We start from the raw sequence: 12,300 nt of genomic DNA, 5'->3' as shown, positions 1-12,300 counted from the left end.
TAGTTCCAATTGAATTTTAATAAATATTGAAGTTGAATTCTAGTTTAAACTTGAATTACACCTAAATTAAATGGCTTTTCGATAGGTGCATGGTTAGCGGCTTCTATTCCCATAGAAATCCATGTTCTGGTATCTAATGGATCTATAATGCCATCTGTCCATAATCTAGCAGCCGCATAGTATGGAGATACTTGTTTATCGTATTTCGATTTAATTTGATCAAACAATTCTTTTTCTTTCTCGGGAGTAATGGTTTCTCCTTTTGCTTTTAATGAAGCGGTTTCGATTTGTAGTAATACTTTGGCGGCGGAATTTCCACTCATTACAGCAAGTTCTGCACTTGGCCAAGCCACGATAAGGCGTGGATCGTAAGCTTTACCACACATGGCATAGTTTCCAGCACCATAACTATTACCAATAATAATAGTGAACTTTGGTACCACCGAGTTACTTACGGCGTTAACCATTTTTGCACCGTCTTTTATTATACCACCATGTTCCGATTTAGATCCCACCATAAATCCTGTAACATCTTGTAAGAATACTAAAGGAATTTTTTTCTGATTACAATTGGCAATAAATCGTGTTGCTTTATCCGCGCTGTCATTATAGATAACGCCACCAAATTGCATTTCGCCTTGTTTTGTTTTTACCAATTGTCGCTGATTTGCAACAATTCCCACAGCCCAACCATCGATTCTTGCGTAGGCGGTAATAATTGTTTTTCCGAAGCCTTCTTTGTATTCTTCAAACTCAGAATTATCTACCAAACGCGCAATGATAGCTTTCATATCATATTGGTCAGATCGGCTTTTAGGTAAAATACCGTAAATATCTTGTGGGTTTTCTTTAGGTTTTATGGCTTCTTTTCTGCTAAATCCAGCAGTATCATAATCACCAATTTTATCAATTATAAATTTTATTTTATCAAGAGCGTCTTTATCGTCTTTAGCCTTATAATCGGTTACACCACTAATTTCACAATGTGTGGTTGCTCCACCTAAAGTTTCATTATCTATAGATTCGCCAATAGCAGCTTTAACCAAATAACTTCCCGCCAAAAAAATGCTCGCAGTTTTATCTACAATAAGCGCTTCATCACTCATTATGGGTAAATACGCACCTCCAGCAACACAGCTTCCCATGATAGCCGAAATCTGAGTAATGCCCATACTACTCATTTGTGCATTATTTCTAAAAATCCGTCCGAAATGTTCTTTATCAGGGAAAATTTCGTCTTGTAAAGGCAAGTACACACCTGCACTGTCTACTAAATAAATAATAGGAAGTTTATTTTCTATTGAAATTTCTTGGGCGCGTAAATTCTTTTTTCCGGTTATGGGAAACCAGGCACCAGCTTTAACTGTAGCATCATTTGCTACTACTATACATTGCTTGCCTTGTATATAACCAATTTTTACGACAACGCCGCCGGAAGGACATCCACCATGTTCTTCGTACATATCTTCTCCCGTAAAAGCACCAATTTCAATGCTTTTGCTATTGGAATCTAGTAAGTAATCAATGCGTTCTCTAGCCGTAAGTTTACCTTTGCTGTGAAGTTTTTCTATACGTTTTAAGCCACCGCCAAGACTCACTTTGGCGAAGCGTCTTCTTAAATCGGATAGTAAAAGTTTATTGTGATCTTCGTTTTTATTGAAGTTGATATCCATGTAAAATCAATTTGTGGCTAAAATACGAAAGTTTCAAATTTAATGATCAGAAAATTAATTTTATGTCATTTATATTACATGGAAATATATTCCTAGGTAAATATAAATATTTTGTTGTATATTTGTCTCTCATTAAAACCAATCAAGATGAAAAGAAATAAAATTATTTTTTATGTATCCACAGGATTATTAACATTGATACTGTTATTTTCTGTGTATATGTACTTTTTTAAACATGAAGCTGTTGCTAAGATGTTTACTAATTTTGGATATCCAACTTATATAATTTATCCGTACGCAGTGGCCAAGTTACTTGGACTAATGGCGATTTGGAATTCTAAATTCACAACTTTAAAAGAGTGGGCATATTCAGGCTTTTTCTTTGCCTTTATTTTAGCATTTTTTGCTCATTATATGATAGGTGATGGTGGCCAAATGACAGCTCTAGTCGCTTTAATCTTATTAATAATCTCTTATATATTTAATAAAAAAACACAACAGTAATATGAAACATGTAATCGCATTTGCAGGAAGTAATAGTAAACAATCTATTAATAAACAATTTGTTAGCTACGCGTCTAGTTTAGTCGAGAAAGCAGAAGTAACTGTTTTAGACTTAAATGATTTTGAATTACCATTGTACAGCGTAGATCACGAATCTGAACACGGTTTTCCGGAACATGCCAATCGTATGATTGACTTGATTAAAAATTCTGATGGTCTATTAATTTCGTTGGCCGAACATAATGGTGCTTATACTACGGTGTTTAAAAATATGTTTGATTGGCTGTCTAGAGTCGAGGCTAAGACCTTTCAAAGTAAACCCATGTTTTTAATGGCAACATCTCCAGGAGCGCGAGGCGGACAATCGGTTTTAGACATGGCAAAGGATAGGTTTCCACGTCATGACGCGAGCATAGTGGCTTCTTATTCTTTACCATCATTTTACGACAATTTCGCCGAAGGTAGAATTAAGAACTCAGAATTAAATGCATTATTTATAAAAGAGGTGAAGGCGTTTGAAGCCTTTTTATAGACCAATTACTAATAGCTGTTTAAAATAAAGAATACTATGGGAGATTTTTCTAAAGACATCCATTCTACTTTTCCAAATAATAAAGTAAAAGCGATGCTAAATATAATGTTTACAGCAAATTGGATTAGTAGTTATCAGAATACATTTTTTAAACCTTTTAAAGTATCGGCTCAACAGTATAATATTTTACGCATATTACGAGGTGCAGATCAACCTTTAAAGGTTCAAACTATAAAGGAGCGTATGGTAGAACGTTCTCCAAATACTACACGGTTAATGGATAAGTTATACGCTAAGAATTTAATTGATCGTATACCTTGTTCAGAAGATAGGAGAGTTGTTTTTATAAAGATTACTGAAGACGGATTAAAGCTATTAGAAGAAATTTCTAAAGCGCAACGGAAAGATGTTTTAAAGAATTTGTCTGATGAAGAAGCTAGTCAATTAAGTGATTTGTTAGATAAGATAAGATGAATTAGGTTGAATAATAATTTGAAAAATTTAAAAAGATGAAAACGATACTACATAAAGCAGATTCAAGAGGTTTTGCAAATCACGGATGGTTACAAGCGAATCATTCTTTTAGTTTTGCAAATTGGTATAATAAAGATCGTATGAATTTTGGAGCATTACGTGTTTTAAACGACGATATTATTGCTCCAAAGATGGGGTTTGGAACGCATCCGCATAATAACATGGAGATTATAACCATCCCTTTAAAAGGTGAGTTGAAGCATAAAGATTCTATGGGAAACACTTGGGAGTCTGTCTTGCCAGGTGAAGTCCAAGTTATGAGTGCAGGAACAGGGGTAGAACATTCAGAAATTAATGGCTCTATAGACGAGCATTTAAATTTGTTTCAAATTTGGGTGATGCCTAATAAAGAAAACGTAGCGCCACGTTATGAACAGAAAACATTTGATGTGTCTAACCGCCAAAATAAACTACAAACGTTAGTAACTTCTATAGATGAAGATCATGACGGTTCTTTGAAAATTCATCAGGATGCTAAAATTTCTAGAATAGATTTAGATGCAGAAAAAGAATTTTCATACAATTTAAAAAGCGAATATCATGGTGCCTATGTGTTGGTTATTCACGGCACGATTGAAATTGAAAACACCGAATTAGAAACAAGAGACGCCATAGGTGTTAGTGAAACGGAAACCTTTAAAATAACATCAAAAAGCCAGGCCTCAATATTGATTATTGAAGTACCTATGCGCTTCTAAATTCATAATATCTAGAAGACTTACAAATTCGAATTTTCTAATTTCTCCTGTTGTTTGTTTCGTTTTCGTAGCATAATAATGACTAAGGCGATTAAAACACCGCTACCCGCCATGGCTGCTCCAACCCAATCGGCAGATGTGTAACCGTATCCCATGGCAATAGGGATGCCGGCAAAATAGGCGCCAGAGGCATTACCTATATTAAATGCACTCTGATTAAGTGAAGATCCCAGAGTTTCAGAACCTTTAGAGGCTTTTATAATAAGCATTTGTATTGGTGTGGAAATACAAAACGTTACCGCACCAATAACAAATGTCATAACTAAAATCATGACTTTATCTGATGCAAGTAGTGTGTTTAAAGCCAAACAGAAAGTCATACAACTCAGAATAATTATTATCGCATGAATGGGAGAAAATCGTTCAGCGAGTTTAGCACCTATAAAATTTCCAATTACCATGCCGAGTCCAGCTAAGATCATGGCTACAGATACCATTTCTGGAGCATGTCCGGCAACATCGGTAATTAATGGCGAGATATAACTATACCACGCAAAAAATCCACCTGTACCGATAGTCGTTAAAAGAATAATTAACCAAAGTTCTACGCGTTTAAATATTTTTAGATCCTCTAAAAAGCGAGTTTCCGAAGATTTTTTCAATAATGGCATCCATAATTTTACAGATAAAACAACTAATACGCCAACCAAACCAACTAATAAAAACGATAAGTTCCAGCTAAAATGTTTTCCCAAATAAGTACCTAATGGCACACCTAATAGATTCGCGAATGTCAGTCCGCTAAACATAATGGCTATACCTTGAGCTTGCTTTCCTGGTTTAGATAATTGTCCTGCGACTACAGAACCAATTCCAAAAAAGGCACCATGGGGTAGTCCTGATAAAAAGCGTAACGTGATAAAAGAATTATAGCCTGTTGCAAACGCCGATAACGTATTAAATACCGTAAACCAAATCATTAAGGCTAGAAGGACACGGTTGGCAGGATATTTACTACCAATTCCGGTTAATACTGGAGCACCTACAACTACTCCTAAGGCATAAGCAGATATAAAATGACCGGCAGTAGGAATACTAATGTCGAAAGCCGTAGCGATTTCAGGTAAAATTCCCATAATAACAAACTCGGTTAAACCAATTCCAAAGCCACCAATAGCTAATGATAGTAATGCTTTATTCATTTATAAATAATCTATAAGAGTGATAAAAAATAAGGTGCAAATGTAAGTGGACTTTTAGATTATTTATGGTTTATAGACGTGAAAAATACGTTAATTCTCATTTTTTAAATAATCGGTTGTAAAATATTGTAAAACAGATATATAGGTTTTTTAGTTTTTTAATATGCGATAACACCATGTGTTTTTGGAAAAAGGTTGTTTAATAGGCTAGAGTTTAAGGGTTTTAAATGTCGTTTTTCTTGGGGAGTTTTTGATTAATAAATTGATTACTAATTAGTAAGTATAGCGATTTAAAGTTGTCGTAAATTATACGTTACGGTTGAAAATTTATGACTTATTACAATTCATTTAATAATGTTATTATAAATAATTTAGAATTAATCTTAAAAATGCGATATTTGTAGTTGAACTTGCGCAAAAGAGAGAGGAGGCATCCTTTATTATTAAAAAAATACTGGATAACCTTATGTTTTTATAGCTTTTGCTATATACATGTGCGCACTAATATTAAGAATTACAAATTATGGCAATGAATAAAAATACGGTTTTAGCTTGGGCAACAACCATTATGATTGTAGTAGGATTAGCTTTAATCGCTTTAGGAGCTTTTAGATATGAAGATGTCGCAGGTTGGGGATTTGCGGCTGTTGGCATAGGTTTTTTTGCTATTGCTTGGGTATTTAACGCATTAAAAGGTAGAGTATAATTATGAGTGACGATAAGAAAGTTATTTTTTCGATGTCTGGGTTAACCAAGACATTTCCAGGTGCGAATACACCTGTTTTAAAGAATATTTATTTAAGTTTTTTCTACGGAGCTAAAATTGGGATTTTAGGTCTTAATGGTTCTGGAAAATCAACTTTATTAAAAATTATTGCTGGCGTAGATAAGAATTTTCAAGGAGATGTTACATTTCTTCAGGATTATTCTGTGGGCTATTTAGAGCAAGAACCAAAGTTAGATGAAGATAAAACGGTAATGGAAATTGTTCGTGAAGGTGCTTCGGAAACCGTAGCTATACTTGACGAATACAACAAAATTAACGATATGTTTGGATTGGAAGAAGTGTATTCTGATGCAGACAAAATGGATAAGCTAATGGCACGCCAGGCCGAACTTCAAGATCAGATTGACGCTTCGAATGCTTGGGAACTAGATACTAAATTAGAAATTGCTATGGATGCGTTACGTACTCCAGATGGCGATAAGAAAATTGGAGTACTTTCTGGTGGTGAGCGTCGTCGTGTAGCTTTATGTCGTTTGCTTTTACAAGAGCCAGATGTATTGCTTTTAGATGAGCCTACCAACCACTTAGATGCCGAATCGGTACATTGGTTAGAACAACATTTAGCGCAATATAAAGGAACTGTAATTGCGGTAACGCACGATAGATACTTTTTAGATAACGTGGCAGGATGGATTTTAGAATTGGATAGAGGTGAAGGTATTCCTTGGAAAGGGAACTACTCATCTTGGTTAGATCAAAAATCTAAACGTATGGCTCAAGAAAGTAAAACAGCTTCTAAGCGTCAGAAAACGTTAGAACGTGAATTAGATTGGGTACGTCAAGGTGCAAAAGGACGTCAGACAAAGCAAAAAGCACGTTTGAACAACTACGATAAATTAATGAGTCAGGATCAGAAACAACTTGACGAAAAATTAGAAATCTATATTCCTAATGGTCCACGTTTGGGAACCAATGTTATTGAAGCTAAAGGCATCAGTAAAGGTTTTGATGATAAGTTATTGTATGAAGATTTAAACTTCAATTTACCTCAAGCAGGAATTGTTGGAATTATCGGTCCGAATGGTGCTGGTAAAACCACAATTTTTAGAATGATTATGGGCGAACAAGAGCCGGATAAAGGTTCATTTGAAGTTGGTGAAACTGCGAAAATCGCTTATGTCGATCAAAGTCATACCAATATTGATCCCGAGAAAACCATTTGGCAAAACTTTAGCGACGAGCAAGAATTGATTTTAATGGGCGGTAAAGAAGTAAATTCTAGAGCGTATTTAAGTCGTTTTAACTTCTCTGGAGGAGAGCAAAATAAAAAGGTGAAATTACTTTCTGGAGGGGAACGTAACCGTTTGCATTTAGCGATGACACTTAAAGAAGAAGGTAACGTATTACTTTTAGATGAGCCTACTAACGACTTAGATGTAAACACATTAAGAGCTTTGGAAGAAGGTCTTGAAAACTTTGCTGGTTGTGCTGTAGTTATTAGTCACGACAGATGGTTCTTAGATAGAATTTGTACGCATATTTTAGCTTTTGAAGGGGATAGTCAAGTGTATTTCTTTGAAGGAAGTTTTAGTGAGTACGAAGAGAATAAGAAAAAACGTCTAGGTGGAGATTTAATGCCAAAACGTATTAAGTATAAGAAACTAGTTAGATAATAATCACGTTATCGGCCATTATATAAAAAAGAACAGCCTGTTAATAGCAGGCTGTTTTTTGGTTTTTAGAAATAAACATATTAGTTGTTATTGTATAAATGTCCCTCTGTGAAATCTTTATATTTTTTCTTCTGATCGTCTAGTTCTTCTAAATTAGATTTTTCAAGACGTTTACTTTCCGCTTTGAGTTTATAAGTTGTTCTAAGTCCGAAAAGTAATAAAATTATAAAAATTCCTACGGTTATAGATAAGCCAATAACGATACCTTTCTCTATAAACATTAGCCCTAAGTTGCTACTGAATAAAACTGTATGTAAACCTGAAAACGACATGGGTTAATGTTTAATTTAGGTAATTGAATATGTAAATATAAATGTATTATCTTAAATTCGTCTTAATTTATTTGTTAATTTTTTGAATACCAGTCAAGTAAAGTAACCTCTATTTCGCTATCTTTCGATTCTACTAGTCTTTTAAACGCATTTACATCACTCATGCCGTCTGTCCCGCGGTAATGATAAGGAATAACTTCTTTAGGTTTAAATTCTAAAACAGCATCGGCGGCGCTGCTTACTGGCATAGTATAAGGTAAATTCATACATACAAACGCAATGTCAATATCTTTTAAAGCTCTCATTTCAGGAATATCTTCGGTGTCTCCTGAAATATAAATGCGCTGGTCTTGGTTGTTTAGTACATAACCGTTTCCTCTACCTTTCGCATGGTACTTAAGAGCTTCGGGACGTAAATTATACATCGGGATGGCTTCAATAGTTATATGCTTGAAAGTTTTAGTTTCTCCGTTAGTAATCAATTGGGTTTGTAGTTTTAAGTGATCGGGTAATTTGTCTATAACTGCTTGTGGCGCCATTAATGTGGTATGAGACTTTGTAACGCTTTCTAAAGTTTCAATATTTAAATGATCCCCATGAATATCTGTGATAAGAATAAGGTTTGGTTCTTTTTGATTTTTAAAAGCTTCTAAGCCACCAACTGGATCTACATAAATAGTAAGATCTTTAATTTCTAAAACAAAAGTAGCGTGCGATATCGGAATTATTTTAGTTGTTTTTTCCGTTTCTGAAATAGAGGTTTTAGGCACTACATCGGCAGAATTAAACGATTTAAAACTAAATAAACTGACAGATATTAAAAGAATATAAATGATATGTTTCATGGTTTAAAGTATTGATTAATAGTTAAAATATAAATTTATTTTAAATTCGCTTGCATAAAATCTGTAATTAAATACGTAATAAGTTTACCAATCTGATCTGCATTCGATTCGGTTGGAGAGGCCTCACATATATGTAAATATTGGGCGTGGTTTTGCTTTCCGAAAACGTGTGTAAATTGTCTCGCTTTTTTAATACTAAATCCGCTTGAAGACATGGAATTGCTACTAATATTTTCAATAGCATTGCAGTCTATTTCTATACCAAAAGGTTTGTCTTGAATAAAAGTTAATCCATTTTGTATTTCCTTTTTAAATGAAGACGATTGCTTAATCTCCATATTTTCGTACGAACTGTATTTAATATGATTCAGCTTTTTAATGGTCTTTAAAATGGTATGAGTTATATAACTCTCATGTAGTCCAAAGATGTAGTAATTCTTTAAAAACCCTTCTGTAAACGCATACGTAAAACCATTACCACTATGTCTGCCTTCCTCGGATCTAAAATTTGTTTGCGAATCAAAATTTATAACATTAATAGGTGCGTTTAAGGCGAGAGCGGTACCTTTAATATTTCCGTAGCTATTGTTTTGTCCGCCACCAATAATTATAGGTTTTTTACCTGCCTTAACAATTGTGTAAATTAAATGCGAAACATGTTTATCTACTTTAGATACAATTTTTCTAGATTTCGCAAGTTCTTTATCTATAGAGCGGTCTAACTGACTGATTTTCTCAAGTTCTTTTTCAAAATTTAAATAGCCTAGTATTAAAAGACGTTCTGGAAAGGTGTAATCATTTTTCTGAACATTTAAAATGCTTTTCAGAGTGGTGTCCCAAGTGCTTGAAGCGCCTCGCGTGCCATGATTAGCGAATACCCCAATATCTTCTGGGAGTCCGACTAACACATAGTCAACGTCTAAATGCTTTATATGCTCGTATATATTACAGTCTGGAGGGAGAAGATTTACGTATTCTCCAAATTTAGATTCGTATGGGCGAATGCTTAAAAATTTTAAAAGATCAGAATTATCAAAAACAACTAGTTTATCCATTTTTAATACGGTTAATTAAATCTTAAAAGTACAGTTTTTTTTGTTTTAAGAACTTATATTTAATATTATTAGAATAGAACAGAACTTTTAATAAGTTAACCAATTAGATACTATCAAATTACAAACAACTATGGAACAGAATACATCAAATAACGGATTAAAAATAGCTTTAGGTATCGCTTTAGTTTTATTTTTAGGAACAGCTTTTTATACGTTTGATCTTATGAAAAAGAAAAACGAAACGGAGGCGCATTTAAAAGAAGAAAAACAATTAGTGATGACAGATTTAAGCAACATGGCCAAGCAATACGATGTGGCTATTAGCGAAAATAAGGTTGCTAATAGTAACTTAGTTGAAGCCCGAACTCGTATACAAGGCTTAATGGATTCGCTTCAGATTTCTGAAACTAATGTGAAAAGTTTATGGAAATACAAGCAACAATATCTGAATTTACAAAAGGAAATGGATGTTTTACTAACCGAAAACAATCAATTAAAAGCGAAAAACAATCAGTTAGCAACGTCTTTAGACAGTACACGAACACGATTAGAAGAGCGTAATGTATTTACAGATTCGTTACTTATGCAAAATACGGCATTAGCCGAAGTTGTAGAAAGTGCAACGGTTTTAAGTGCCGATAACTTAAAAGGATTCGGAGTTATAGAACGTAATTCTGGTAAACTTATTCCTACCGAGCGTGCTAGACGTACAGATAAACTTAGAGTTTGCTTTACTGTAGGGAAAAACACTTTAGTGCCTGCGGGAGATCAAGAATTATATATACAAGTAATCGACCCTAAAAACAATGTGCTAGGCGTAAATGAACAAGTTGTTTTTGGAGAGAAATTCTTAAATTATAGTACTATTAGTCGTTTTAACTATGAAAACATTAGTTTAAATGTGTGTGAATTTATCGCGCCTAAAGACGATGAGAAGTTTGAAGAAGGTCGTTATATTGTAAATGTTTATAATGATAAAAATTTGATTTCTTCTTCAGATTTTACGCTGAAGTAAAAATAAATAACGCATTAAAAAATCCCGAATGGTTTTAAACCATTCGGGATTTTTTAATGTTTAATTTGATTTATTCTACAATTATTCCGTTAATAATAACTGTATCAATATTATTTTCTCCAAAGGCATATGGTAAATATTTGTAATCAGGGATCTCTTTGGTAATTATGACGTTAGCTTTTTTACCTCTAGTAATACTTCCAAACATTTTATGAGCGCCCATAGCATAAGCTCCATTAATTGTCGCGGCATTTATAGATTCTTCCGGAGTCATTTTCATTTTAATACATGCTGTACTCACTACAAAATTCATGTTTCCACTTGGGGAAGTTCCTGGATTATAATCACTAGCAATGGCTAGAGGTAAACCAGAGTCTATTATCGTTCTTGCAGGTGTATATGGCGCATTAGAGAAATAGGAGCAGGCCGGTAGTGCAACAGGCATGGCGCGACTATCTTTTAAAGCTTTTATATCTTTAGGTTTAATTTGCTCAAGATGATCTAAAGATCTTGCATTATGTTTAATTCCTAAGGCAACACCTCCAACGGCACTAAATTTATTAACGTGTAGTTTAGGTACCATACTGTGTTTAACACCAGCTTCCAAAATACGATCTGTTTCTTCTAAAGTAAAATAACCTTCATCGCAGAAAAGGTCTATATATTTAACTAATTGTTCTCTGGCTATTTCTGGAATTATGGTATTAACTACCTCATCTATATATCCCGCTTTATTGTCTTTATAGACTTCTGGGATTGCTAGAGATACCAAAAAGGTCGGTCTAACTAAAATATTGAAATCCTGTTTTAATCGTTTTATAACACGAAGTATTTTTAGTTCAGATTCTAAAGTTATGCCATATCCGGATTTTATTTCAATAGCACCCGTTCCTAATTGCATGACATTTTTTAAACGGACTACAGCTTGATCATAAAGATCGTCTTCTGTAGTGTTTTTTATTAGCTCTGCCGCGTTCAAAATACCACCGCCTCGACTACTAATTTCTTCGGCACTCAAACCTATTATTTTGTCTGCAAACTCTTGTTCTCTACTTCCTGCATACACCAAATGCGTATGAGAGTCGCACCAGGCGGGTAACACAATTTTCCCGGTAGCATCAATAGTTTTTTCGGCAATAATGCCACCTATATTTTTCATCGAGCCGTATTCTACAATAGTGTCATGCTCAATTAATAAATAAGCGTTTTCTATTAAAGGTAGTTCATTCATTTCTTCACCAGAAACTTTAGAAATTCCGTGAGTTCGTGTTTGTACTAGCTGTTTTATGTTGGTGATAAGTATAGACATGTAATATAATTTTTTTTCCACCATAAATTTATGAAAATATATTTAGTATAGTTAGGCGATAGGGCATTGGTTTTTAAGAATTCAGCTGTTTTTTGATACTTTTTAGCTGTAATATTTAAACTATAAGCTTTGAAATAATTATTCTGACTTAATCAAAAGAAAAGTTTATTTTTATTTAAGTTTTTTTCTTGTGATGAAGCC

The 12,300-nt window shown here is 33.8% G+C and carries 13 protein-coding genes; 7 read left to right on the top strand and 6 right to left on the bottom strand.

Annotated elements, in window-relative coordinates; genetic code table 11:
* Nucleotides 1–44: 44 nt before the first annotated feature.
* Nucleotides 45–1,673, bottom strand: a complete 1,629-nt coding sequence (locus AC0UBM_RS04430; RefSeq protein ID WP_414034334.1) for an acyl-CoA carboxylase subunit beta — start codon at nt 1,671–1,673, stop codon at nt 45–47.
* A gap of 147 nt (nt 1,674–1,820) precedes the next feature.
* Between AC0UBM_RS04430 and AC0UBM_RS04425 the strand changes: the two genes are divergently transcribed.
* The 4 genes from AC0UBM_RS04425 to AC0UBM_RS04410 are packed head-to-tail and all read left to right on the top strand — an operon-like array spanning nt 1,821 to nt 3,941.
* The gene (locus tag AC0UBM_RS04425; protein WP_475687793.1) at nt 1,821–2,177 is read left to right on the top strand and encodes a DoxX family protein; all 357 of its coding nucleotides are present in this window, start codon (nt 1,821–1,823) and stop codon (nt 2,175–2,177) included.
* Nucleotide 2,178: 1 nt separating this feature from the next.
* The gene (locus AC0UBM_RS04420) at nt 2,179–2,709 is read left to right on the top strand and encodes an NADPH-dependent FMN reductase (protein WP_475687792.1); all 531 of its coding nucleotides are present in this window, start codon (nt 2,179–2,181) and stop codon (nt 2,707–2,709) included.
* Between the two features lie 36 nt (nt 2,710–2,745).
* Entirely contained in the window at nt 2,746–3,183 is a 438-nt protein-coding gene (locus AC0UBM_RS04415) for a MarR family winged helix-turn-helix transcriptional regulator (RefSeq protein WP_434035874.1), read from the top strand.
* A 35-nt stretch (nt 3,184–3,218) separates the two neighbouring features.
* Entirely contained in the window at nt 3,219–3,941 is a 723-nt protein-coding gene (locus tag AC0UBM_RS04410; protein WP_475687791.1) for a pirin family protein, read from the top strand.
* 20 nt (nt 3,942–3,961) lie between these two features.
* On the opposite strand, the gene AC0UBM_RS04405 is transcribed toward AC0UBM_RS04410, so the two are convergent.
* The gene (locus AC0UBM_RS04405) at nt 3,962–5,143 is read right to left on the bottom strand and encodes an MFS transporter (protein WP_475687790.1); all 1,182 of its coding nucleotides are present in this window, start codon (nt 5,141–5,143) and stop codon (nt 3,962–3,964) included.
* A gap of 523 nt (nt 5,144–5,666) precedes the next feature.
* Here AC0UBM_RS04405 and AC0UBM_RS04400 point away from each other — a divergent pair.
* A complete protein-coding gene (locus AC0UBM_RS04400) occupies nt 5,667–5,849 on the top strand; it encodes a CAL67264 family membrane protein (protein ID WP_057779529.1) in 183 nt (60 codons plus the stop codon).
* 2 nt (nt 5,850–5,851) lie between these two features.
* The gene (gene ettA, locus AC0UBM_RS04395; RefSeq protein WP_475687789.1) at nt 5,852–7,543 is read left to right on the top strand and encodes an energy-dependent translational throttle protein EttA; all 1,692 of its coding nucleotides are present in this window, start codon (nt 5,852–5,854) and stop codon (nt 7,541–7,543) included.
* A gap of 80 nt (nt 7,544–7,623) precedes the next feature.
* Here ettA and AC0UBM_RS04390 read toward each other — a convergent pair whose 3' ends face one another.
* The 3 genes from AC0UBM_RS04390 to AC0UBM_RS04380 all read right to left on the bottom strand — a co-directional run bounded on the left by AC0UBM_RS04390 (nt 7,624) and on the right by AC0UBM_RS04380 (nt 9,775).
* Nucleotides 7,624–7,824, bottom strand: a complete 201-nt coding sequence (locus AC0UBM_RS04390) for a hypothetical protein (protein ID WP_475687788.1) — start codon at nt 7,822–7,824, stop codon at nt 7,624–7,626.
* Between the two features lie 125 nt (nt 7,825–7,949).
* Nucleotides 7,950–8,720, bottom strand: a complete 771-nt coding sequence (locus AC0UBM_RS04385) for an MBL fold metallo-hydrolase (RefSeq protein WP_475687787.1) — start codon at nt 8,718–8,720, stop codon at nt 7,950–7,952.
* A gap of 35 nt (nt 8,721–8,755) precedes the next feature.
* A complete protein-coding gene (locus AC0UBM_RS04380) occupies nt 8,756–9,775 on the bottom strand; it encodes an arginase family protein (protein WP_475687786.1) in 1,020 nt (339 codons plus the stop codon).
* A 130-nt stretch (nt 9,776–9,905) separates the two neighbouring features.
* On the opposite strand from AC0UBM_RS04380, the gene AC0UBM_RS04375 reads away from it, so the two are divergent.
* Nucleotides 9,906–10,790 carry a chromosome partitioning protein ParA gene (locus AC0UBM_RS04375; RefSeq protein ID WP_475687785.1) on the top strand — a complete coding sequence of 295 codons (885 nt, stop codon included), beginning with the start codon at nt 9,906–9,908 and terminating at the stop codon, nt 10,788–10,790.
* A 70-nt stretch (nt 10,791–10,860) separates the two neighbouring features.
* Here AC0UBM_RS04375 and hutI read toward each other — a convergent pair whose 3' ends face one another.
* A complete protein-coding gene (gene hutI / locus AC0UBM_RS04370) occupies nt 10,861–12,099 on the bottom strand; it encodes an imidazolonepropionase (RefSeq protein ID WP_414034345.1) in 1,239 nt (412 codons plus the stop codon).
* Nucleotides 12,100–12,300 lie beyond the last annotated feature (201 nt).

It is taken from the genome of Formosa sp. F44 (assembly GCF_056238645.1).
Note: the sequence above shows the minus strand (reverse complement) of the source record. Positions and strands in the feature narration are given on the sequence as shown.

Coding starts and splice junctions, on each gene's coding strand:
- AC0UBM_RS04415 (WP_434035874.1), top strand. CDS start 2,746: ATGGGAGATTTTTCTAAAGACATCCATTCTACTTTTCCAAATAATAAA.
- AC0UBM_RS04425 (WP_475687793.1), top strand. CDS start 1,821: ATGAAAAGAAATAAAATTATTTTTTATGTATCCACAGGATTATTAACA.
- AC0UBM_RS04390 (WP_475687788.1), bottom strand. CDS start 7,824: ATGTTTATAGAGAAAGGTATCGTTATTGGCTTATCTATAACCGTAGGA.
- hutI (WP_414034345.1), bottom strand. CDS start 12,099: ATGTCTATACTTATCACCAACATAAAACAGCTAGTACAAACACGAACT.
- AC0UBM_RS04385 (WP_475687787.1), bottom strand. CDS start 8,720: ATGAAACATATCATTTATATTCTTTTAATATCTGTCAGTTTATTTAGT.
- AC0UBM_RS04410 (WP_475687791.1), top strand. CDS start 3,219: ATGAAAACGATACTACATAAAGCAGATTCAAGAGGTTTTGCAAATCAC.
- AC0UBM_RS04400 (WP_057779529.1), top strand. CDS start 5,667: ATGGCAATGAATAAAAATACGGTTTTAGCTTGGGCAACAACCATTATG.
- AC0UBM_RS04375 (WP_475687785.1), top strand. CDS start 9,906: ATGGAACAGAATACATCAAATAACGGATTAAAAATAGCTTTAGGTATC.
- AC0UBM_RS04420 (WP_475687792.1), top strand. CDS start 2,179: ATGAAACATGTAATCGCATTTGCAGGAAGTAATAGTAAACAATCTATT.
- AC0UBM_RS04380 (WP_475687786.1), bottom strand. CDS start 9,775: ATGGATAAACTAGTTGTTTTTGATAATTCTGATCTTTTAAAATTTTTA.
- AC0UBM_RS04430 (WP_414034334.1), bottom strand. CDS start 1,673: ATGGATATCAACTTCAATAAAAACGAAGATCACAATAAACTTTTACTA.
- ettA (WP_475687789.1), top strand. CDS start 5,852: ATGAGTGACGATAAGAAAGTTATTTTTTCGATGTCTGGGTTAACCAAG.
- AC0UBM_RS04405 (WP_475687790.1), bottom strand. CDS start 5,143: ATGAATAAAGCATTACTATCATTAGCTATTGGTGGCTTTGGAATTGGT.